The organism is Corallococcus sp. bb12-1, assembly GCF_026626765.1.
In the GTDB taxonomy this organism is placed as follows: domain Bacteria; phylum Myxococcota; class Myxococcia; order Myxococcales; family Myxococcaceae; genus Corallococcus; species Corallococcus terminator.
The window spans coordinates 104144-126845 of the sequence record NZ_JAPNJZ010000030.1 but is presented as its reverse complement, the minus strand read 5'-3'; the positions used below and the strand labels follow the sequence as shown (position 1 = coordinate 126845).

20 protein-coding genes are annotated in these 22702 nt (G+C 70.2%); 12 read left to right on the top strand and 8 right to left on the bottom strand.

Annotated features, from left to right (window positions below; translation table 11 throughout):
- Window positions 1–423: 423 nt before the first annotated feature.
- Together OV208_RS37030 and OV208_RS37025 are read left to right on the top strand one after the other, a co-directional pair.
- Window positions 424–1218, top strand: coding sequence for a class I SAM-dependent methyltransferase (locus tag OV208_RS37030; RefSeq protein ID WP_120541450.1), 795 nt, complete (start codon window positions 424–426; stop codon window positions 1216–1218).
- A 138-nt stretch (window positions 1219–1356) separates the two neighbouring features.
- A complete protein-coding gene (locus OV208_RS37025; protein ID WP_267578673.1) occupies window positions 1357–1557 on the top strand; it encodes a hypothetical protein in 201 nt (66 codons plus the stop codon).
- Between the two features lie 60 nt (window positions 1558–1617).
- Here OV208_RS37025 and OV208_RS37020 read toward each other — a convergent pair whose 3' ends face one another.
- The 7 genes from OV208_RS37020 to OV208_RS36990 form a co-directional block, all read right to left on the bottom strand.
- Complete coding sequence (locus tag OV208_RS37020) at window positions 1618–2856, bottom strand: cytochrome P450 (RefSeq protein WP_267578672.1); 1239 nt, start codon at window positions 2854–2856, stop codon at window positions 1618–1620.
- Window positions 2857–3063: 207 nt separating this feature from the next.
- Window positions 3064–4515, bottom strand: coding sequence for an o-succinylbenzoate--CoA ligase (menE, locus tag OV208_RS37015; protein ID WP_267578671.1), 1452 nt, complete (start codon window positions 4513–4515; stop codon window positions 3064–3066).
- Window positions 4516–4606: 91 nt separating this feature from the next.
- Complete coding sequence (menC, locus tag OV208_RS37010) at window positions 4607–5761, bottom strand: o-succinylbenzoate synthase (RefSeq protein ID WP_267578670.1); 1155 nt, start codon at window positions 5759–5761, stop codon at window positions 4607–4609.
- A 9-nt stretch (window positions 5762–5770) separates the two neighbouring features.
- A complete protein-coding gene (locus tag OV208_RS37005; RefSeq protein WP_267578669.1) occupies window positions 5771–6691 on the bottom strand; it encodes a 1,4-dihydroxy-2-naphthoate polyprenyltransferase in 921 nt (306 codons plus the stop codon).
- Window positions 6688–7548: a 2-succinyl-6-hydroxy-2,4-cyclohexadiene-1-carboxylate synthase gene (gene menH / locus OV208_RS37000; protein ID WP_267578668.1), complete on the bottom strand. Its 861-nt coding sequence runs from the start codon at window positions 7546–7548 to the stop codon at window positions 6688–6690. The genes OV208_RS37005 and menH overlap by 4 nt, the downstream gene beginning before the upstream one ends.
- On the bottom strand, window positions 7539–9308 hold the full coding sequence (gene menD, locus OV208_RS36995) for a 2-succinyl-5-enolpyruvyl-6-hydroxy-3-cyclohexene-1-carboxylic-acid synthase (protein ID WP_267578667.1): 1770 nt from the start codon (window positions 9306–9308) through the stop codon (window positions 7539–7541). Before menD ends, menH begins: the two co-directional genes overlap by 10 nt.
- Window positions 9292–10602, bottom strand: a complete 1311-nt coding sequence (locus OV208_RS36990) for an isochorismate synthase (RefSeq protein WP_267578666.1) — start codon at window positions 10600–10602, stop codon at window positions 9292–9294. Before OV208_RS36990 ends, menD begins: the two co-directional genes overlap by 17 nt.
- Before the next feature lie 127 nt (window positions 10603–10729).
- Between OV208_RS36990 and aroF the strand changes: the two genes are divergently transcribed.
- From aroF to OV208_RS36950, 8 genes are all read left to right on the top strand, one after another.
- Complete coding sequence (gene aroF / locus OV208_RS36985) at window positions 10730–11626, top strand: 3-deoxy-7-phosphoheptulonate synthase (protein ID WP_267578658.1); 897 nt, start codon at window positions 10730–10732, stop codon at window positions 11624–11626.
- Window positions 11623–12312, top strand: coding sequence for a bifunctional demethylmenaquinone methyltransferase/2-methoxy-6-polyprenyl-1,4-benzoquinol methylase UbiE (gene ubiE / locus OV208_RS36980; RefSeq protein ID WP_267578657.1), 690 nt, complete (start codon window positions 11623–11625; stop codon window positions 12310–12312). Before aroF ends, ubiE begins: the two co-directional genes overlap by 4 nt.
- On the top strand, window positions 12293–12892 hold the full coding sequence (locus OV208_RS36975) for a shikimate kinase (protein ID WP_267578656.1): 600 nt from the start codon (window positions 12293–12295) through the stop codon (window positions 12890–12892). Before ubiE ends, OV208_RS36975 begins: the two co-directional genes overlap by 20 nt.
- Entirely contained in the window at window positions 12889–14139 is a 1251-nt protein-coding gene (locus OV208_RS36970) for a shikimate dehydrogenase (protein ID WP_267578655.1), read from the top strand. The genes OV208_RS36975 and OV208_RS36970 overlap by 4 nt, the downstream gene beginning before the upstream one ends.
- A complete protein-coding gene (gene aroC, locus OV208_RS36965) occupies window positions 14136–15155 on the top strand; it encodes a chorismate synthase (protein ID WP_267578654.1) in 1020 nt (339 codons plus the stop codon). The genes OV208_RS36970 and aroC overlap by 4 nt, the downstream gene beginning before the upstream one ends.
- A complete protein-coding gene (locus OV208_RS36960; protein WP_267578653.1) occupies window positions 15152–16222 on the top strand; it encodes a 3-dehydroquinate synthase in 1071 nt (356 codons plus the stop codon). The genes aroC and OV208_RS36960 overlap by 4 nt, the downstream gene beginning before the upstream one ends.
- Window positions 16219–17514, top strand: a complete 1296-nt coding sequence (locus OV208_RS36955) for a 3-phosphoshikimate 1-carboxyvinyltransferase (protein WP_267578652.1) — start codon at window positions 16219–16221, stop codon at window positions 17512–17514. The genes OV208_RS36960 and OV208_RS36955 overlap by 4 nt, the downstream gene beginning before the upstream one ends.
- An 87-nt stretch (window positions 17515–17601) precedes the next feature.
- Window positions 17602–18903, top strand: a complete 1302-nt coding sequence (locus OV208_RS36950) for a citrate synthase (protein WP_267578651.1) — start codon at window positions 17602–17604, stop codon at window positions 18901–18903.
- An 83-nt stretch (window positions 18904–18986) separates the two neighbouring features.
- Here the strand turns inward: OV208_RS36950 and OV208_RS36945 are convergent, their stop codons facing one another.
- Window positions 18987–20807 carry an AMP-dependent synthetase/ligase gene (locus OV208_RS36945; RefSeq protein WP_267578650.1) on the bottom strand — a complete coding sequence of 607 codons (1821 nt, stop codon included), beginning with the start codon at window positions 20805–20807 and terminating at the stop codon, window positions 18987–18989.
- 94 nt (window positions 20808–20901) lie between these two features.
- Here OV208_RS36945 and OV208_RS36940 point away from each other — a divergent pair, with 94 nt between their 5' ends.
- Window positions 20902–21267 (top strand): hypothetical protein, encoded by a 366-nt coding sequence (locus tag OV208_RS36940; protein ID WP_244238026.1) that lies wholly within the window; start codon window positions 20902–20904, stop codon window positions 21265–21267.
- 122 nt (window positions 21268–21389) lie between these two features.
- Window positions 21390–22187: a bifunctional nuclease family protein gene (locus tag OV208_RS36935; RefSeq protein ID WP_267578649.1), complete on the top strand. Its 798-nt coding sequence runs from the start codon at window positions 21390–21392 to the stop codon at window positions 22185–22187.
- Window positions 22188–22702 lie beyond the last annotated feature (515 nt).

The following is a 22702-nucleotide window of genomic DNA, read 5'->3' as shown; positions in this document are numbered from 1 at the left end:
ATCCATTCAACCGTGCGGCCTAGCGACCGAAGCCCCCCTCGGTCGTAGTTAAGGATACCGCTAAACCCTTGCAACCCCACACGGACGTCGATGTTTCAATGCGACCCGGGTGGTTCAACACCCGGCCAGCGGCGCCGGGGACCTCAGTACTTCCACCTATATTTAAAACGCACCCCCCCGAAAACCTTGCATGTCTGTTCATACATCAGCGTGTGCGACCGTTTTTCCCTCGGCGTGCGGGCCTCTTTTTCCTGTGAAGATTGAAAGTTGCGTGGTGGCCGTAGGAATTCTGTGTCTTGTTTTGATTTCGAGGAAGGCAGATGTGCGCTGATACACCCAGACGGCGCCTCTTGTGTGTCGCGCCAGAGTGGGCGACAGTTGCGGGGCCGTCTCCCCCTGAGCCCCTTGGAGCGCCCAGCGATTATGCCCAGACTGCAACTTTTCGAGCTAGAGGATCAGCCCTGGTTCCCCAAGGTCCTGCGCCGCGGCGTGACGGACTTCCTCGCGTACGTGTGGAGTCTTTCGGACGACCGCTACGTGGAGTTCGTGCGGCGGCTCAAGGGCGCGATGGCGGCGATGGGTGAGACGCAGCTCCTGGACATGGCGTCGGGCAGCGCGGGGCCGGTGCCGAAGCTGCTGGAGATGCTGGAGTCGCAGGAAAAATACACTGCGACAGCGCTCCTCACGGACCTGTATCCGGAGGTGTCCGCGTTCGAGAAGGTGAAGGCGGCGCACCCGGGCCGCGTGGATTACGTGTCGACGTCGGTGGATGCGACGGCGGTGCCGGCCACGTACAAGGGCTTCCGCATCATGTGCAATTCGTTCCACCACCTGCCGCCGGAAGCGGCGCGCAAGGTGCTGGCGGATGCCGTGGCCCAGCGCCGGGGCATCGCCATCATGGAACTGGTGGAGCGGCGTGGACCGGCCATCGCGATGACGGCGGCGGCCCTGATCAACGTGCCCCTGACGACGCCCTTCATCCGGCCCGTGCGCATGGACCGGCTGGCGCTCACCTATCTGATGCCCCTCATCCCCATCGCCGCGGCGTTCGACGGCGTCGTGTCCTGCCTGCGGACCTACTCCATCGAGGAGATGCGCGAGCTCACCCAGGGCCTGAGCGACGACTACATCTGGGACATCGACCGGCTCACCAATGAAGGGAACCCCTTCGGCCTGATGATGCTCATCGGCCGACCCGCCAACCCTACCCCCGCCTGAGGGAGCTGTCGGCAGGCCCACGCCAGCCTGGGAGGGCTGTCAGCAGGAGGTCAGTAACGCCCCGGGCCAACGCGGGGCGTCGTGATTTCCGGGTTTGGAGGGCGTTCAATGGCGGCTCCTTCAAGGAGGAGCAGGCCCATGGAATGGCTCGAATTCAAGCGCTGGTCTCCGGAAGTGCAGCACGCGCTGGCACTGCAGGCGGCCCGGTTGGGCCAGACGGCGATGCACGCCGAGCCGCCGCGGCAGTCCGCCGCGATGCACGCCGCGCACCGCCTCTGCACGCTGCTGCGCCAGTACCCGCGCACCAACCCCTGGGGCCACCCCGCCTCGGAGTGCTGAGCACCGGGACGCCCCGGCCCGTCCGTGTCATCCACGGGCGGGACCGGAGCGCCGGGCGGCTCAGCCGTTCCGGGGGGTCCACTCCACCGGCAGGTGCTGGATGGCGCGGATGGCCAGGTTCTGCATCGTCCCGAAGTCCGGGTTCGGCGCGAGCCGCATGTCAGGCAGTTGATCCAACAGCAGATTGGTCGCGATGAGCGCCTCCTGCCGGGCCAGGGGCGCGCCGAGGCAGAAGTGGATGCCCCGGCCGAAGCCCAGGTGTGACGGGTGGTGGCGCGAGATGTCGAAGCGATCCCCGTCCGCCAGCAGCGCCGGATCCCGGCTCCCCGACGCGTAGAGCAGGAGCAGTCGCGAGCCCGCGGGCAGCGTGACGCCGGCCAGTTGCACCTCCTGCGTGGTGGTGCGGATCATCCCGTGCGTCACGGAGTCGAAGCGCAGCGTCTCCTCGATGAGGTGCGGCACCAGCGAGCGGTCCTCGCGCAGCCGCTGCCAGAGGCCGGGCTGGAGCATGGCCTGCTTCCAGCACTGGGCGAGCAACGCGGTGGTCGTCTCATGCCCCGCCGCCAGCAGGCTGCCGGCGATGGCGATGATGAGCTCCGGCAGCGTGAGGGATTCGCCGTCCGCGTCGGTGGTGACGAGGTAGCTGACCAGGTCGTCGCTCGGCTCATTGCGCCGGGCGGCGATGAGGCGGGCGACGTAGTGCTGGAAGGTGACCCAGCTTCGCGCCAGCGGCGGCTGCTCTTCCGCCGGGACGCGCGTGAAGATCATCCGGAAGAAGTCGTCGCACCAGTGCTTGATGTTGGCCATGTCCTCCTTGGGCACGCCCACCATGCCCAGGATGACCCGGACGGGCAGCGGATACGCCAGTTGCGCCACCAGGTCCGCCTTCCCCTGGTGCACGAACGCGTCCACGAGTTCCTGCGCGACGGCGCGGATGGGCTGCTCCTGCGCGGCGATGCGCTGCGAGGAGAAGCCCCGCCCCATCAGCTTGCGCAGACGGGTGTGCGTGGGGGGATCCGAGTTCAACAGGCTGTCCGCCAGGGGGTAGCCCTCGGCGAGCACCGCCTGGGTCTCCGGGGCGATCACCGACCCCACGTTGCCCATGTCCGCCGACGAGTAGCGCGTCGGGTCCTTCAACACCTGACAGATGTGTTCGTAGCGACTGACCAGCCACATCCCCAACGTGGGGTTGAAGCTGACGGGCGCGTCCCGTCTGAGCTCCGCGTAGAACGGATGCGGATCCTCGACGTGAGGCCCCGCGAACGGATTGTACTGGGCGCCCAGATGGGGGCACTTCATCGCGCCGGGGGCCCTGATGCCGTGCGCTTCGGGTCCAACGACTCCAGACTGCCCTGCTGACTTCACTGCTTCCGCCGTGTTGCTCACCGTGAGCTCCCTCCCAGGAGTTCCCCCCACAGCGGATAACTCTATCCCGACCTCACAGGTTCACTTAGCGAGTCTCGCGAACCCCACGTGACTGGTTGTGCGGGTGTTTCATGACCCCGATTAAAACACCGACTGATACATCGCCTGGCGGCGGAGGACGGGGCGCTCCACCTTGCTCATCGCATTGCGAGGCAGTGTTTCGATGGGCACGAAGCGGGTGGGGACCTTGAAGCGCGCGAGCGACTGGCGGCACCACGCGTCCAGGTCGTCGGGCAGTGCGTGGCCGGGGCGCAGGACGACGAAGGCCACGGGGACTTCGCCCCAGTGGGGTTCCGGCACGCCGACGACCGCGGACTCCGCGATGGCCGGGTGGTTGGCGAGCACGGCTTCGATTTCCGCCGGGTAGAGGTTCTCTCCTCCGCGCACGATGAGGTCCGTGCGTCGCGACAGGAGCGTGAGGCGGCCTCGCGCATCGAGGACGCCCACATCCCGGGTTCGCAACCAGCCGTCGTGGAGGGCGTCGTTCGTGGCTTCGGCCTGGTTCCAGTAACCGGCCATGCGCGTGGGGCCCCGCACCTCCACGTCGCCCTCCTGGCCCACGTCGAGCGGCGCGCCGTCCGTTCCGACGATGCGAACCTCCAGGCCCGGCAGCGGCGGGCCCGCGGTGCGGCCATCCGCTTCGTCGGGACGCTCCGTGGTGACCTGGGAGCACGCTTCGGTGAGGCCGTAGGTCTGGAGGGCTTTCAGTCCGGCGGCGCGGGCCCGGGTGAGGAGGGCCGTGGGCACGGGACCGCCTCCAATCAGCGCGCACCGGAAGGTGTCCGGCAGCCTCCGGTCCGCTCGCGCGTCCAGCACCCGCTCCAGCGTGGTGGCGACGAAGCTCGCGTGCGAAGCGCCTTCAGTGTCGATGGCGCGGTTGACGGCTTCCGCGTCGAAGCGCTCGTGCAGGAGCAGGCAGCCACCTTCGTAGGCGGTGCGCGTGAGCATGGCGAGCCCACCGACGTGGAACAGCGGCAGCGTGCCCAGCCAGCGGGGTGAGGGATGCGCGCCCAGGTTCGCGGCGGAGGCCCGACAGGAGGCGCGGAAGGCGCCCTCCGTGAGCACGGCGCCCTTCGGACGGCCCGTCGTGCCGCTGGTGAAGAGGATGACGCGGGGCAGGTCCTCCTCCCAGGTCCGGACGGGCGCGGGCGCAGGGGCGGTGAGCTCGGGGAAGGACTCCAGCGACTCCGCGCCGGGGAGTCGGTCCCGCAGGGGTTCAAGCGCCAGCGTGAGTCGGGGCGCGACGACATCAACCAGGGGTTGCAGCTCCGCGCTCGTGAGCCTTGCGTTGAGTGGCGCGAACACCGCGCCTACGCGGCCCATGGCCCAGAAGAGGAACGTCACCACGGGGTGGCTGGTGGACAGCACCGCCACGCGATCGCCCTGCCCTACCCCCCGAGACTCCAGTGCCGAGGTCCAGCGCGCCACCTCCGCGTCCAGCGCGCGGAAGGTCCAGGAGTGGCCCGCGAAGCGCAGGGCTTCCGCTTCCGGATGCCGCTGCGCGCCTTCGTGAATGGGACAGGTGACTCGCATCGTCAGGTGGCTCCGCAGGTCCAGGTCCGGCCCGCCACCGTTGTCGCGGGCCGCCGCGCGCCTTCACGAAGGCGGCAGCCGAAGCGCATCGTCAGGGAACCCCGAGCAGCTCCGGCGTCAGCCCCAGTCCCGGCACATCGCGCAGGCGGATGAGGCCGTGCTCCGGTCGATAGGGATGGTCGAGCGGCTCGTCCGCGAAGAGCCTCCCCACCGCGAGCCCGGAGGCCAGCTCCCCCGACGGCAGCGCGGAGGCCAGATGCGCCGCACCGGCCCGGGCCACCACGCCGTCGATGGAGCTGGTGACGTAGGCGTGCATGCCCAACCGGGCCGCGCGCAGCGCCACGACCATCGAAGGCAACAGCCCTCCGAGCACCATGGGCTTGATCACCACCGCGCCCACCACCGGCCCGCCCCCCAGGTCCATCGTGAGGAGTGCGCGCACGGCCGCGGGCGTGGCGAGCGTTTCGTCCGCGCCGATGATGCACGGCGCTCGGCGCTGTACCCGCCACAGCGCCTGGAGGTCTTCCGGCGGCGTGGGCTGTTCCACCAGCTCCAGTTCGTACCAGCCCAGGCGATCCAGGGCGCGGTTGGCCTCGGGCTCGGTCCACCCGCCGTTCGCGTCCAGCCGCAGTCGGATCCGGGGACCCACCGCGTCGCGGACCGCTTTGACGCGTGCTTCATCCGCGTCCAGCGGGCGGCCGGCCACCTTCACCTTCAGCGTCTGGAAGCCCTCCGCCACGGCCTCGCGTGCCTCCTGGGCCAGTGCCTTCGGATCCTCCGCGCCCAGCAGCGCGTTCACCAGCACCTCCGGCCGCGCCTCCTCCGCGAGGAGCCAGCACAGGGGCACGCCCTTGCGCTGAGCCAGCAGGTCCAACAGCGCCAGCTCCAGGCCGTGCTGCGCCGCGGGAGCGTGCTCCTCCACCTCTCCCGAACGGATCCGCACACCCAGGGAGCGCAATTCGTCGCTGGGCGAGGGCACGAGGGTCGCCTCGATGCCTTCGATGCTGTCATCCAACGACTGGCCCTGGAGGGCGTCCAGCCAGCCGCGCAGCACCTGGTGCGTGGTGGCCAGGGACTCCGTGCCGAACTCTGGCAGGGGCATCGCCTCGCCCTGCCCCACGTGGCCATCCTCGTCCTTCAGGCGCACGATGAAACCGTCGCGCGTGGCGTAGGTGCCCTTCGCCGTTTTCAGGGGGCGGGCCAGCGTGAGTCGCAGTGGGACGAGCGTCGCTTCGGTGATGCGCATGGCGTTCCTTCAGCGCAGGAACAGGCCCAGCGCGAACAGCAGTCCGAAGACGAGTTGCAACTTCGCCGTGGCCCCCAGCGCGGGGTTGAGCGCGGCCCCTTCCGACTTCAACATCAGCTTCAGGGGCGTCACCACCAGCGGCAAGCTCAGGAGCGGCAGGAACACCCAGGCGCTCGCCAGGCCCTTGGCGAACAACACGAACGGCGTGGCGTACGAGGCCACCAGCAGCAGCACATACTCCGCCCGGCCAAAGCCCGCGCCGAAGCGGACCACCACCGTGCGCTTGCCGGCCTTCACGTCCGTGCTCGCGTCGCGCTGGTTGTTCACCACGATGAGACACGTGCCGATGGCGCCCACCGGCACCGACGCCCACCACGCCGCGGGGCCCACCACGCCGGCCTGCACGTAGTACGTGCCCGTCACCGCGACGATGCCGAAGAAGATCAACACAAACAGGTCGCCCAGCCCGTGGTAGCCCAGCGGGTACGGGCCGCCCGTGTACGCATAGCCGCACAGCAGCGACATGACGCCAATGGCCACGATGGGCCAACCGCCCACCCAGACCAGGTACACGCCCACCAGCGTCGCCAGCGCGAAGCACGTGAGCCCGCCCAGCAGCACCGTGGCCGGAGCGATGAGCCCGCTCTGCGTCACGCGCTTCGGGCCCAGGCGCTCTTCCGTGTCCGCGCCCTTCTTGAAGTCGTAGTAGTCGTTGATGAAGTTGGTGCCGATTTGAATCAGCACCGCGCCCACGAGCGCCGCGAGCGCGGGCAGCCAGCGGCCGACACCTTCACCGTACGCGAGCGCCGTGGCCACCAGCACCGGCACCGCGCCCGCCGTCAGCGTCTTCGGACGCACGGCCATCAGCCACGTCTTCAGCGTGGGCCGGGGTGGAGCCAGGTCGGGTGGACTGGAAGCCAGGGTGCTCACGAGGGGGCCGCCTCTCGCGCCAGGATGGCGGGTTCGAACTGCGGTGCTTCGTACCAGGGCGTCTGGAGGAACGAGAGCACTTCCCGAACGTACTCCTCCGGGGATTCCAGATGAGGGGCATGCGCGCTGCCCGCGAAGGCGTGGCGCCACACCACCGGGAGCTCCGCCGCCATGCGCCGCGCCAGGTTCGTGAACTTCGCGTCCTGGTCTCCGGTGAGCAACAGGGTGGGCAGCCGCTGACGGTGCAGCGACGGCCAGAAGTCCGGCTGCACGCCCAGGCCCAGGCACTCCAGCGCCCCGGCCAGGCCCTCCGCCGTGCACGCCTTGCGGCGCTCCCGCAGCGAGTCCTGCTGCGGCGGGGGCAGGCGGCGCAGTCCGTCGAAGAGCGGCAGGGCTTCCCAGCGCTCCACGAACGCGTCCACGCCCTTCGTCCGGATGAAGCCCGCGAGCTTCGCGTCCGCTTCACGCCGTTCGGAGCGCTCCTGGCGCCGGTGCAGCCCCGGCGAACCGCTCTCCATGATCAGCCGACCGAAGCACTCCGGCGCCTGCACCGACGCGGCCAGCGCCAGCCGCGCGCCCTGCGAATAGCCGAGCAGATCCACCGAGCCCGCGTCTGAGCCCAGTTCGCGCGCCAGCCGGACCACCGCGTCCACCGTCTCCAGGAAGCCGTCGCGCCCCGTCTTGTCGGGCAGCGGCGTGCTCCCGTGGCCGGGCAGGTCCACCGTCACCATGCGCACGGAGCGCCCGATGAGCGGACGCAGGTGATCGAACGAGGCGCCGCTGCCGGTGAAGCCGTGCAGCGCCAGCAGCGTGTGGGGACCTTCGCCCCAGGTGTCATACGAAAGCTTCACACCCATGGTCCTTCTCCCAGTGCGGTGGCCATCCGCGCGAAGAGGTTGCGATGCTCATCCACGTTGGTGGCCCGGTCCACCTGGACCTCCACGAGGTGGAAGCCCCCCTCCAGCCCCGTGCGCACCGCCGTGCGCAGGGCCGAGGGCGTCGTGGGACGATGGAACCGGGCCCCGGCGAGCGCCGCCGCGTGCGACAGGTCCACGCCATGCGGCGTTCCGAAGAGCGTCTCGAATTCGTCCGGCTTCGCGGACTGCGCCAGCGGCAGGAACGAGAAGATGCCGCCCCCGTCGTTGTTCACCACCACGACCGTCAGCGACACCCGCGCCCGCGCGGCCGTCACCAGTCCGCCCACGTCGTGCAGGAGCGCCAGGTCGCCGGACAGCAACACCGCGGGACGTCCCGCCGCCGCGGCGACACCCGCCGCGCTGGACACGATGCCGTCGATGCCGTTGGCCCCGCGGTTCGCCAACACACGCAGCGGCACCCCGCCCCCTTGCGCGAAGGCGTCCACCGCGCGGATGGGCATGCTGCTGGACACGAAGAAGAGCGCTCCGGCCGGCAGCGCCGCCACCACCTCGCGCGCCAGCCGGGGTTCGGTCAGCGCGTCGGGACGCTCCGCGAGCGCGCTCTCCAGCGCGTGACGGGCCACGCGTTCAGCGGACAGGAAGCCCTGGGCCCAGCGGCCCGCTCCCCGCGACAGGCCCTCCGCCAATGCGCGACTCGCGAGCACCGCGGAGCCCTCCACCACCATCGAGGCCCGGTGCGGCGGATCGTACAGCGCGCCCTCGTCGCTGAAGACGATGAGCTCCGCGCTGGAGCCATCCATCCACTGCTGCGGAGACTTGGGCGTCAGCCCACCGCCGAAGCGAAGGATCAGCTCCGGGGCATGGGCCCGCGCGAAGGGCTCATGGCGCAGGAGCGCGTCGTAGAGCGACACCGTCAGGGGGCCGCCGCCGTAGCGCGCCTGGGACGCCGCTTCCGCCAGCACCGGGTAGCCAGTCGCCAGGCTCAACGCGGTGATGGCCTCCGCGAAGCCGTCGTCCTCGTCGCGCGGACCGCAGAGGATCACGCCCCGCTCGGTGGCGGCGATGCGCGCTCGCACGGTGTCCAGCGCCGCCGCATCCGGCATCCGCGACGGCGGCAGGATGCGGGTGAGCGGCGCGTCCGGACGCCCTTCCCTCGCGAGCGTCGTCAGCTTCTCCGCGCCGAAGTCCTGGGCGACGGGCGCCAGGGGTTCACGGAACGGGACGTTGAGCTGCACGGCGCCCCGGGGCGCCCGGCAGGCGGTGTTCACCGCGCGGGCGGCCGTGGCGCGCAGGTGCGCGATGGCGCCGCTGTGCGACTCCGGCAGGCCCACGTCCGCGAACATCCGGGCGAACTCTCCGTAGAAGCGCGCCTGCGGCACCGTCTGCGGCGCACCCCAGCCCTGGAGCTCCAGCGGCCGGTCCGCGGTCAGCACCACCAGCGGTACCTGGGCCATGGCCGCTTCAATGACGGCCGGATAGAGGTGCGCGCCCGCCGAACCGCTCGTCACCACCACCACCACCGGCTGCCGCGAGTGCTTCGCCATGCCCAGCGCGAAGAACCCCGCGCTGCGCTCGTCGATGACCGACCAGGTGCGCAGGCCCGGCGTGTGCGCGCACGCGAGCGCCAGCGCCGACGAACGGGACCCCGGGCACACCACCGCGTGGCGGACGCCGCCGCGCACCAGCTCTTCCAGCAGGGCACGCGCCCACAGCACGTTGAGGTTAGCGTCGGACGACATCGCCGCCCCCGAGCGCGCGCAACATCGCCAGACTCTTCATCTCCGTCTCCCGCCACTCGGACTCCGCGCTGGAGCCCGCGACGATGCCCGCGCCCACGAAGAGCCGGGCATGCGCGCCGCGCACCAGCGCCGAGCGCAACGCCACCACCAGATGCGCACGCCCCGGTCCCACCCAGCCCACCGGCCCCGCGTACCAACCCCTGTCCAAGGCTTCGTGCTCCACCAGGAACGACAGCGCTAGCTCCCTCGGCGTGCCGCCCACCGCCGGCGTGGGGTGCAGCGCGGTGACGACCTGCGCGGTGTCCACACCTTCGCCCAGCCTCGCGCGGATGCCCGTGCGCAGGTGCATCACGTTCTTCAGCGCCAGCACCGACGGCTGCGCGTCCGCGGACACGCTCGCCGCCACCGGCTGGAGCGCCTGGAGGATGTAGCGCACCACCGCCGCGTGCTCGCGCTGATCCTTGTCACTGGCATCCAGCGCCAGTTCGGCCCCCGGCGCCGCCGAGCCCGCGAGCGCCTCCGTCTCCAGCACCCGCCCGTCCACCCGGCACAGCGTCTCCGGGGTCGCGCCCAGGAAGCCCGTCCCGTCTGGCGCGCGGAAGAGGAACGTGGCGCAGCGGGGGTTCTGCTCCCGCAGGCGCGCCAGCACGTCCACCACGTCGAACGGCTCCGGGCCTTCCGCGTCCATCGCCCGCGCCAGCACGACCTTGTGCAGCAACCCCGCGCTGATGGCCTCCACCGCCCGGTCCACCAGCGCCTCGAAGTCCCGCCGCGACGACGACGTGCGCAGCTCCACCGGCGCGCCCACCGCGTGGCGATAGCCTTCCGGGAAGGACGCACGCACGCGCTCCAGCCGCGCGCACACCGTGTCCTCTCCGCCCTGCGCTTCGGTGGCGAACGCCGCGACGTACAGCGCGTTGTCCTCGCGCCACACCAGCACCTCCGGTAGCGTCCAGCGCGCAAGCCCGTGCGAGCGCCAGGCACCGTCCACCTGCCCCGTGGGGCTGAAGCGCATGCCTCCGAACCAGGGCCCTGGCATGCGGGTGGGCACGGGGCCCAACCACCGCATGCTGTCGTGGCCCAACGCCCCCAGCACCGAGGGGAGCTCCGCCGCCACGTGCGCCTCGCGCACTCCCGCCTCACCCCACCCCGCCGCCGCCTCGCGATCCACCGGCCGCTCCCAGTACAGGGACGGAACGCCCAGGCTCCCGGCCCCCGCGAGCGGATCCACCCCCGCCAGTTGCATCATCCCGGCGACCCAATGCGGGCCCTCAGCGGGACTGAGCGGCGTCATCAGCAGTTCTCCTAGGGGCTCCGAGGCTCCGCGAGCCATCACCTTCGATTGTCTTCTAAGCGATCTCGGCTATACATGCACCAAGGAGTTCAAAACCGCTTGAACTCCACCGACCAGAGGAGCCGCCGTGGGAGGCCAGCAGCCAGACGACCCAGCCGCACGGCGTGAGCCGGGCGCACACCGCGTCCTTCGCGCAGCGCATCCAGACGGCACCCGGGTCCAGGTGGGCGGCGTGGAGGTGGGGGGCCGGGGCTTCGTGGTGATGGCGGGGCCGTGTGCCGTGGAAGGCGCGGAACAACTGGAACTGTCGGCGAGGGCGGTGGCCCATGCGGGCGCCCACCTGCTGCGCGGCGGCGTGTTCAAGCCCCGCACCAGCCCGTATGCGTTCCAGGGCATGGGCGAGCCGGGGCTCAAGCTGCTGGTGGACGCCGGCCGCCGTCACGGGCTGCCCATCATCAGCGAGGTGATGGAGACCGAGCAGTTGCCGCTGATGGCGCAGCACGCGGACATCCTCCAGGTGGGCGCGCGCAACATGCAGAACTTCGGGCTCTTGCGCGCGCTGGGCCGGCTGCGCAAGCCGGTGCTGCTCAAGCGCGGGCTGTCCGCCACGGTGCAGGAGTGGCTCAACGCCGCCGAGTACATCCTCGCGGGCGGCAACGAGCAGGTCATCCTGTGCGAGCGCGGCATCCGCACCTTCGAGACCGCGATGCGCAACACGCTGGACCTGGCCGCGGTGGCGTGGGCGAAGGAGAAGTCGCACCTGCCCGTCATCGTGGATCCGTCACATGCGACGGGGCTGCCGTCGCTCATCACGCCCATGTCGCTGGCGGCGGCGGCGGCGGGCGCGGACGGACTGTTGATTGAGGTCCACGCGAAGCCGGAGCAGGCGTTATGTGACGGGCAGCAGGCGATGTCGCCCGAGGATTTTGCTTCGTTGATGCGACGGCTGCCCGGCGTGCTCGCCGCGGTGGACCGTCACCTTTGGACGCCGGAAGGTCCGGCACAGATCGCTGAGGCGCGATGAGCACCGAAGTCCGACAGATGTTCTCCTCCATCGCCCCGCGCTACGACGTGGCGAACGAAGTCCTCTCCTTCGGCGTGCACCGGCTGTGGCGGCGCACGGCGGTGAAGCTGAGCCAGGCGAAGGAAGGCAGCCAGGTGCTCGACTGCGCCACCGGCACGGGCGACCTGGCGCTGGCGTTCAAGCGCAAGGTGGGGAGCACCGGGCGCGTGGTGGGCACCGACTTCTGCCCGGAGATGCTGGAGAGCGCGCCCGCCAAGGCGGCCAAGGCTGGCCTGGAGGTGGAGTTCCAGGTGCAGGACGCCATGGCGCTCACCCTCCCGGACAACAGCTTCGACGTGGCGTCCATCTCGTTCGGCATCCGCAACGTGGATGATCCGGTCAAGTGCCTGCAGGAGATGGCGCGCGTGGTGCGTCCGGGAGGCCGCGTGGTGGTGCTGGAGTTCGGCCAGCCCACCGGTCCCTACGGCGTGCTGTTCCGCTTCTACAGCAAGACCGTCATGCCGACGGTCGGCGGGCTGCTGACGGGCAACCGCGCCGCGTTTCAGTACCTGCCTCGCACCGCCGCGGCCTTCCCCGCGGGCGAGCGCTTCCTTTCCCTGATGGACCAGGCCGGCGCCTATTCTGAGCGCGCCGCCCACCCCCTGCTGTTTGGAACCGCCTACGTCTATGTCGGAACCGTCCGCTGAAAACCGACGCCACCTCGTCGCCCAGGTCGTCGCATCGGTAGACCCCAGACTCCAGCAGGTGCTCCAGGGGGCGCTTTCGTCCCCGGGGCCCTGCCCCCGACCGCGGGTCACCCAGACCGTGGTCATCGCCGGGCATCGCGCCGCCGGCAAGACGCGCCTCCTGCCGCTCGTCTCGAAGCTGCTCGGGCGCACCGGGTTGGATCTGGACTCGGAGCTGGAGCGCCGTCACGGGCGTCCGCTCCGGACCTGGGTCGCGGAATCCCCCTCCACCTTCCGCGCCGCTGAACGCGAGACGCTGGGCCTCTTGCCCGAGGGCAGCGTGGTGTCCGTGGGCGGAGGCTTCCTGTCGCACCACCCGGATGCGCTCCTGGGCCACTTCACGCTCGTCGTCCCTGTCACCTTCGACACGTACCGCGAGCGGCTGACGGCGGACACCACACGCCCCCGTCTGCGCGCGGACGTTTCGCTGGAGGAGGAGTTGCACTCGATGTTCCATGAGCGCGAAGCCCTCCATGCCCGCGTTCCCACCATCTCCCTGGCGGACTTCCTCCGGGGCTGCCTTGCCCAGGAGTCCACGTGAGGACCACCCGGCGGATCATCACCCTGCCCCCCACCCTCACCGGCGAGGAGGCCCTGGGCTTCGCTCGCGACGGTCTGCGCCGGGGCGCGGACGTGGTGGAGGTGCGGACCGACCTGCATGCCCCCGACGCCATCGACCCGGAGGCCCTGGTGCGCGTGATGCCGCTGCTGGTCTCCGAGCGCGGCAAGCCCCTGCCCACGCACTGGGTGCAGGCCGCGTGGCGCGTGGACCGGGACGTGGAGCGCGCGAATGATCTGGATGCGCCCCCGGGCCGCCTGCTCGCGTCGCACCACGCGGAAGGGCCGCTGACGACGGCGGAGGCGCTGCGGCGCTGGTCGCGTCCGCTTCCGGCGGATGCGCTGGTGAAGCACGTGGAGCCCATGGACGTGCCCTCGGACCTGGAGGTGCTGCTGGAGACGCAGCGCCAGCTTGCGGCCCGGTTCGGCGCGGAGCGCGTCACGGTGCTGGGCATGGGACCGGTGGCGCTTCCCGCTCGCGCGGTGCTCTCCCCCCGCAACGGGCTGGAGTACCTGGCGATGGGCGGCGCGTGGACGGCCGCGCCGGGTCAGCGCCTGCTGGACGACGTGGTGCGCGAGCACCGCAAGGCGAAGGGCACGGACACGCCGCGCCTGGGCATCCTGGGGACTTCGATTCCCCACTCGCGCTCGCCTCGGATCCACCGTCAGCCGTTTGATCGCATCGACCTCGCGGAGGCCGCGCCGGTGGAAGCGGTGGTGGATTCGCTGCTGCCACACTACGCGGGCTTCGCCGTCACCAGCCCCTTCAAGATGCGGCTCGCGCGGCACGCGGGTTCGTCCCTGGAGGCCATCAACACGCTGGTACGCCGGGGCTCGCGGTGGGAGTCCTTCAACACCGACACCGAGGGCGCCCGCGCGGTGCTGGAGCGCCTGGGTTCGACGTCGGTGTCGGTGCTGGGCGACGGTGGGTCCACGCAGGCCCTGCGACTGGTGGCGACAGAACAGGGTCTCGCCCTGCGGGTCGTGCGCCGGGCCGAGGTCCAGGCCCCCCTGACCGGGGACTGGGTGTGGACGTGGCCAGACCGGGTGGCCCCGCCCGAAACCCTGCGATTCGAGGGGGCGCGCGTGGCGGTGATCGCATACGGTGCGCCCGGCCGGCGCGTCGCCGCGGAGATCGTTAGCCGCGGGGGCACCCCTCTCCTGCTCGGTGCGGCGTGGTTCGTCGCCCAGGCCCGGCGGCAGCGACAACTCTGGGAAACGGCGACATGAATACTTTTGGCACCCTCTTCCGGCTGACGACCTTCGGCGAAAGCCACGGCCCCGCGCTCGGCTCCATCCTGGACGGCTGTCCCGCGGGCGTTCCGCTCACGCGAGACCTGCTCCAGGCAGCCCTGGACCGCAGGCGCCCCGGGCAGTCCGCCCTGGTGACGGCGCGCAACGAGCCGGACAGCGTGGAGATCCTCTCCGGCGTCTTCGAGGACAAGACGCTGGGCACGCCCATCGCGGCCATCGTGCGCAACACGAACCAGCGCTCGCAGGACTACAACCAGCTGGCGGCCGTGGACCGGCCCGGCCACGCGGACGCTGTCTGGCGCGAGCGCTATAAGCACCGCGACCACCGGGGCGGCGGCCGCACCAGCGGGCGCGAGACGCTCTGCCGCGTCATCGGCGGCACCATCGCGGAGGCGTACCTCGCCCGCGATCTGCCCACGCTGAGCACCGTGGCCTACGTGTCGCAGGTGGGTGAGCTGGTCGCCTCCGTTCCGGCGCCGGGCCTCACGCGCGCGCTCGTGGACGCGCACCCCACCCGCTGCCCGGACATCAACCTGCGCGACGAGATGTCCCGACAGATCCTCGCCGCGAAGGAGGCCGGGGACAGCCTGGGCGGCGCCATCGACGTGCGCGTGGAGGGCCTGCCCGTCGGTCTGGGCGAGCCCATCTTCGGCAAGCTCAAGGCGCTCATCGCGCAGGCGCTGGGCAGCATCGGCGCCGTCACGGGCGTCATCTGGGGCCCGCCGGATCTGCTCCAGCGCATCGGGCAGCCCGGCAGCCAGTTCCACTCCGTGAAGGACGCGTACGGTGGCATCCAGGGCGGCCTCGCCAACGGCGAGCCCATGCAGGTGCGCGCCTTCTTCAAGCCCCCCGCGACGCTCGCGGATCACGCCAAGGGCGGCCGACACGATCCGTGCATCATGCCCCGCGCCGTCCCGGTGCTGGAGGCCATGGTGTCGCTCGTCATCGCCGACCTCGTCCTGCAACTCAACGCCCGGCCCCACTCCGCATGAGCTCCCTTCCTCCCGGTGCCTATCGCCCCCCGGCCGACCGCTGGGGTTCCTTCACGAAGCTCGCCTCCCGCCTGCCCGAGGGCAGCGTGGCCGTCGTGGACCGCACGGTCGCGCGCTTCCACCCCACGCTCATCCCCACGCTGGAGGCCCGCTCGCCGCGCGCCATCATCCAGTTGGTCGGCGGTGAGCGCGCCAAGAGCATGGCCTCGCTGGAGAAGGTGCTCGCGGGCGGGCTGAACCTGCCGCGCTCCGGCACGCTCGTCGCCGTGGGCGGTGGCACCGTGGGCGACGTCGCCACGGTGGCCGCGCACCTGCTCAAGCGCGGCGTGCGTCTGGTGCAGGTGCCCACCACGCTGCTCGCGGCGGTGGACAGCAGCCTGGGCGGCAAGGGCGCGGTGGATCTCACCGTGCGCGGCCGCGTGGTGAAGAACCCCGCGGGCGTCTTCCACTACGCCGATGAGACCTGGCTGTGCCCGGAGCTGTACACCACGCTGTCCGACGCGCAGGTGCGCGAGGGCTCCATCGAGGCGTGGAAGATGGTCGCCTCGCTGGATGCGGGCCTCTTCAAGCGCTACGTGCGCACGCCGCCCGCGCTGGAGAAGCTGGTGAAGGACGCGCGCGGTCTGAAGGAAGGCATCTGCGCGAAGGACCCCTATGAGCACCAGGGCCTGCGCCGCGTGCTCAACTTCGGCCACACCTTTGGCCACGTGCTGGAGAGCCTGTCGCGCTTCAAGCTGTCGCACGGCGACGCCGTGGGCCTGGGCATCCTCTGGGCCCTGGATGTCGGCCGGCACCTGGGCATCACGCCGGAGCCGGTGGCGCATGAAGTGGAACGCGCGCTGACGCGGGGCCCGGGCGTGCTGGGCCGCGACCACGCCGCGGAGCTGTCCCGCCGTGAGTCGCTGAAGGACGTGGCCGCGCTCCTGGACGCCGACAAGAAGGCCGGCGCGAAGGGCGAACTGCGCATGGTGCTGCTCACGGCCGTGGGCACCGCCGAAGTCGTGGATGTGATGCCGAAAACCTGGCGCGCCCTGTGGCCCGCCTGGACCCGTGGAGCCCGCCCTTGAGCCATGCCTCGCCGAGCCGTCTCACCGTCGACCCGAGCGCCCTGAGCGCCTCCCTGCTCACTCCGCCCGTGTCGAAGTCGGACGCCCAGCGAGCCCTGGTCCTGGGACACCTCACGGGTGCCTGGCCGTTGCCGTCGGTGCAGGCGGAATCGGATGAGGACCTCCCCGCCGACGTGCGCGTGCTGCGCCGGGGCGTGGAAGCCCTGCGCCAGCCCGCCGGCCCCGTGCGCGACGTGGACTGCGCGGACGGAGGTGCGCCGTTCCGCATCCTCGTCACCCAGGCCGCGGTGACGCCCGGGGCCCGCGTGCGCTTCACCGGCACGCCCCGCCTGGGCGAGCGCCCCCACGGCCCGCTCTTCACGTCGCTGAAAGAAGCCCTGTCCTCCACCGGCCTGACGCTCACCGAAGGCACCCCGTGGCCGGTGGAGCTGCACGCGCCCCAGGACACGTCGAAGGTGACGCCGGTGTTCCGCGTTCCGGGCGCGCAGAGCAGCCAGTACGCCTCCAGCCTCCTGTTGGGCTGCGCGGAGCGGTTCCTGCGAGAGCAGCGCGCGTGGAGCGTGGAGATCGAAGGCACGCTCACCAGCGCCGGCTACATGGACCTGACGGTGGCGTGGCTGCGCCGCTTCGGCTTCACCGTGGAGCAGTCCGAAGGCCGCTACGCCGTCACGGCGTATCAGGCCCCCGCGTCGGTGCCGTCCCTGCCCGGGGACTGGTCATCCCTGGGGTACCTGGTGCTCGTCGCGTGGCGCACCGGCGGCACGGTGGAACGGGCCGAACCGGAGAGCGCCCACCCCGACCAGGCGATCCTCCGGCTGGTCGCGGACGTGGGTTTGCGAATGGTCCCGGCAGGCGCTGCTAATACCTGGCGCTTCGAAGGCGACGCGACCGGCGAATTGCGTGCGACAGGCAAGGAGTGCCCGGACCTGCTGCCGACGCTGGCGGCGCTCGCGTGCGTGTTGCCTCGACCCACGACGCTGACGGATGTGGGCATCCTGCGGGTCAAGGAGAGCGACCGGTTGGAAGGCATCCGGACCCTGGTGGCGGCCTACGGCGGCACCACCGAATTGACGGCCGTCCCCGAGGGAGAAGTGCTGCGCATCGTGCCTCCGGCGACGAAGCCCGCGCGCTTCGCCATCGACAGCCGGGGTGACCACCGACTGGCGATGTCAGCGGCCACCCTATGTGTGCTGTCCGGGGTGCCTCTGGAACTGACGGGGCCGGAGTGCGTGGAGAAGAGCTTTCCAGGTTTCTGGCGGCAGCTCGCGCGTTCGGGCGTTCGCTATTCCTGAGCGGGGCGAAACGCCCCGAAGGTTCGCCTCTCGGACTTATCGTTCTTTTTTGTTGAAAGCGTCCGCCGCCCTGTGAAATCTCCGCCCATGCCCAAGGACACGCTGACGATCACCGACAATCGGACCGGGAAGACGTACGAGGTCCCGATCGAGAACGGCTGTATCCGGACCCCCGACCTGCGCCAGATCAAGACCGGTAGCGATGACTTCGGTCTGATGGGCTACGACCCGGCGTTCCTGAACACGGCGAATTGTAAGAGCGCCATCACGTTCATCGATGGCGACAAGGGCATCCTGGAGTACCGCGGCTACCCCATCGAGCAGCTGGCGGAGAAGTCCAGCTTCCTCGAGGTGGCGTACCTGCTCCTGAAGGGCGAGCTGCCCACGGAGAAGGAGCTGTCGGTCTTCACCGACCTCGTCACGCACCACACGTACGTGCACGAGAACGTGAAGTCCTTCATGGACGGGTTCCGCTACGACGCGCACCCCATGTCCATGCTCGGCTCCACCGTGGCCGCGCTGTCCGGCTTCTACCCGGACGCGAAGAACATCCGTGACGAGCGCAGCCGCGAGATCCAGATCACCCGGCTCATCGCGAAGATGCCCACCATCGCCGCGTTCTCCTACCGGCACACGATGGGCCTGCCGTACGTCTACCCCAGCAACGACCTGTCCTACGTCGCCAACTTCCTGACGATGATGAAGCACATCGGCGGGGCGTACAAAGTGCACCCGGTGCTGGAGAAGGCGCTGGACGTGCTCTTCATCCTCCACGCGGACCACGAGCAGAACTGCTCCACCACGTCGGTGCGCACGGTCGGCTCGTCGCAGGTGGATCCGTACTCCGCGGTCGCCGCGGGCGTGGGCGCGCTCTACGGCCCGCTGCACGGTGGCGCCAACGAAGCCGTGCTGCGCATGCTCCGCGACATCGGCCACGTGTCGAAGATCCCGGACTTCATCAAGCAGGTGAAGGGCGGCGAGGGCGAGAAGAAGCTGATGGGCTTCGGCCACCGCGTCTACAAGTCCTACGACCCGCGCGCCAAGGTCATCAAGCGCGTGGCGGACGAGGTCTTCGATGTCACCGGCAAGAACCCGCTGCTGGACATCGCGCTCGAGCTGGAGCGCATCGCGCTCGAGGACGAGTACTTCGTGAAGCGCAAGCTGTACCCCAACGTCGACTTCTACTCGGGCCTCATCTACGAGGCGATGGGCTTCCAGGCGGAGATGTTCCCCGTCCTGTTCGCCATCCCCCGCACGGCGGGCTGGTGCGCGCAGTGGGAGGAGATGGTCACGGACAACGAGCAGAAGATCGCCCGTCCGCGTCAGATCTACACGGGCGCCACCCGCCGCGACTACGTCGCCCGCGAGAAGCGCACCGGCCAGAAGTAGCCGTCGCTTGAATCCCTGAAGCACGTGAGGGGCGAAGGACTTTCCAAAGTCCCTCGCCCCTTTCGCTTGTCCGGGCCCCGGCGTCAGTCGTGGTGCGCGGCGGCCCCGTTCGGCTCGCGGTAGAGCGCGTCGATGGCGGCGGCGAACTTCTCCTCCACCACCTTGCGGCGCACCTTCATGCTGGGCGTGAGCTCTCCGCTCTCGGTGGTGAACTCGCTGGTGAGCACGGTGAAGCGCTTGATGGTCTCGAAGCGCGACAGCTTCGGGTTCACCTCGCGCTCCAGGGCCTCGTGCAGGTGCTGCTGGAGCCGCGCGTCCTTCGCCAGGGTGGCCACGTCCTCCGGCCAGCCGCGCTCCTTCGCGAGCCTCCGCACCCGGTCCGGCTCCAGCGTCACCAGCGCCACCAGGTAGTTGCGCCGGTCGCCCACCACCACCGCGTGGCCCACGGGCGACACGGCCTTGATCAGCTCCTCGATGTTCGCGGGCGACGTCTTCTTGCCGCCGGAGGTGACGATGATCTCCTTCTTGCGCCCGGTGATGCGCAGGAAGCCCGCGTCGTCCAACTGCCCCACGTCCCCGGTGTGCAGCCACCCGTTGTCCAGCAGGTCCTGCGTGGCGGCGGGGTTGCGGTGGTAGCCCAGGCACACGTTGCCGCCCTGGACGAGGATCTCCCCGTCCTCCGCGATGCGCACCTCCACGCCCAGCATGGGGCGGCCCACCGTGCCCAGGCGGGCGCACTCGGCGGTGTTCACCGTGGCGGGGCCCGTCACCTCCGTCATGCCCCAGGCCTCCAGCAGGACGACGTCGATGGAGGCGAAGAAGTCCAGCACCTCCCGGCCAATGGGCGCCGCGGACGTGGCGAACACCTTCGCTTCATTCAGGCCGATGCGGGTCTTCAGGGGCGCGAACACCAGCTTCTTCGCCAGCGCGTACTTGGCCTCCATCAAGATGGGCACGCGCTCCTGGTTGAGGACGCGCGTGTTGCGCTCCAGGGCCGTGCCCCGGGCCCACGCCACCAGCCGGCGCTTCAGGGGCGGCTGCGCGGCCAGCCCCTCCTCCGCCTTCGACTTGAACTTCTCCCAGACGCGCGGCACCCCGAAGAAGATGGTGGGCCGGACCTCCTGGAGGTTCTTGCCCAGCGCTTCCAGCGAGTCCGCGAAGTACACCTGCATGCCCATGAGCAGCGGCCCGTGCAGGGACACCACCTGTTCGGCGATGTGCGACAACGGCAGGTAGGACAGGAGCCGGTCGTCCTCCATGTCCCGGAAGTCCATCGTTTCGCCCAGCTGCTTCGCCGTCCACGCGAGGTTGCGGTGGCTCAAGGCGACGCCCTTGGGCTGGCCGGTGGTGCCCGACGTGTAGATGAGCGTGCCCAGGCCGTCCGGGTGGAGCGCGTGGACGCCGTCCCAGTAGGGGCCTTCATCCGCCTTGCCCCCGGAGGCCACCACGTCCGCGTACGTCTCCACGCCTTCGGGCAGGGGCGTGGGCGCGTCCACGACGATGACGTGCTTGAGCGCCGGCAGCCGCTTCTGGAGCTCCAGGGCGGTGGCCAGGTGCTTCGCGTTCTCCACCAGGAGGAAGCGAGCCTCGCAGTGGCCCAGGATGTAGGTGAGCTGCTCCAGGCTGCTGGTGGTGTAGAGCCCCACCGGGACGCCGCCCAGGGCCATGGCGCCCAAGGCGGCCACGTGCCACGCCTCGCGGTTGAAGCTCAGGATGCCCAGCGGGTCCCCCTCCCGGAACCCCCGCCCGTACAGCCCCAGGGCGAAGCGCTTGACGCGCTGGGCATAATCGAACCAGGAGGTGGGCACGTAGGTGCCCTCTTTGTGGGACCAGAGTGCCGGCCGGTGTTCCAGCCGGGCGGCCTGGTCATGCAGCGCATGCAGCATCGTCTTGGGCAGGTCCATCGGCCGAACGTAGTGGAAGCGCCCGGGCAGAACCAAGTCTCCGCGTCTCTGACGTTGACAGCATGTTCACCTGCTTTGTATGCCGCGCCCGACCATGAGCATCGACTTCACCTGCCAGAAGTGCGAGGCGAGCTTCGAGTTGGAAGCCCAGGACCTCATCGAAGGGACGGAGAAGATCATCTGTCCCCACTGCGATACGAAGGCGCCCGCCAACCTTTCCGAGGACTTCGTCGCCGCGCTCACGGAGATGCGCGCGCAGATCGCGACGTTGAGCAAGAAGTACTTCGCCGTCACGTTGGCGCTGGAGGCCGAGGAGTTGGAGGACGACCTCGACGACGATGATGACGACGAGGAGGAGTCCGAGGAGGACGACGACGTCGACGAGGACGATGACGACGAGGAGTCCGAGGACGACGAGGACTACGACGACGAAGCCGAGGACGAGGAGCAGGACCGCTAGTCGCGCCTTGTTCCCGCCTGCCCGCCTGCCCTCCAACCCGGAGGGCAGGGCCCCGTGGGCTGCTCGCGTCGGCGGGAGTGCGGTGCACTTTCGGTGAAGGGAGAGGTGCGTAGGTTAGGGATGTGAAAACGTCCAACCGCGCCAACTTCTTCGTCGCTCCGTTCACGGCCGTGGTGCTGGCGCTGGGAGGACTGCTCTTCCTTCCGGCCTTCGGTATCCCCGGCGCCATCGCCGCATCCGGGCTCACGGAAGGAAAAGAGAAACCCTGCCTCACCGAGAAGGGCAGCGACCCCAAGGCCTGCTCGGAGCTGGTGGAGTTGGAAGTGAAGGACGTCGTCCCCCTGCTGGAGGCGCAGACGCACGCCGTCGTGCTGACCACCAAGGACGGGCAGACGGTGCTCCCCCTCTTCGTGGACGAGGGCGCGGCGGTCTCCATCGCCTTCCGCCTGGCTGAGCGTCCGCCTCCGCAGCCGCTGTCGCAGGACCTGCTGGACGACGTGGTGTCCAAGCTGGGCGGCAAGGTCACCGAGGTCCGCATCGACGACCTGCGGGACAACGTCTACTCCGGCCGCGTCTTCCTCCAGCAGGGCCAGAAGCAGCTCGCGCTGGACGCCCGGCCTTCGGACTCCATCGCCATGGCCATGCACAGCAACGCGCGCATCCGCGTGACGCGCAAGGTGCTGGCGCTGGCGGGCATCACCCGCGCTGAAATCGAGGCCCTCCAGAAGCAGCAGGGCATGGGCGTGGGAGGCAGCGGCCACGGGGGAGACATGGACATGGGTCCCCTGCCCCCGCCGCCGCCCATGGGGCCCAGCGCTGGCTCGCCGAAGCCCCCGTCGGAGGACATCGGCATGGACCACGCTGCCCCGGAGCACCCGATGATGGCGCCCGTGGGCAAGGGTCAGCAGATCGACCTCTAGCGCACCGCGGTCCCAGGAACGGCGAAAGCCCGGCCCCCCCTCCCAGGGTAGCCGGGCTTTCTTCGTCTCAAGCGTCTGAGAGCCACGAATGGCGTGCGCCGGCTGGCGGTAACTTTCCGCCCAGCGCGTAGGCGAAGAGTTAGTCCTTCGGGCGCAAGCCTGTCAAGCCAGCCACCCGGTGTGGGCGGGTCCTGTTTGATCAATTGCGCGACGGTCTGAGAGGAGGAGCGCGAGCGCCGAGTCCGCGGAGGCACAGCGGACAATGGACGATGCGCGCTCCAGTTCGGGGACTCGCTTCATCGCGGAGCGTTCGGGCTTCCGCTGCGTCCTCGATGATGAGCCCTGGCCATGGTGGGACCTGTCCCGCGGGGCCATTGCGTGTCGGGACAGCAACAGCCAGTCCGCCGGGCGTGCGAAACGCGACGGGTAGGGCCCTGCCGGCTGGTGGCCCTTGTCCCTCCACGGCCACAGTCCCCCTTACCTCCAGCAGGTACGTCCGCTGGTGACTTCCCTAC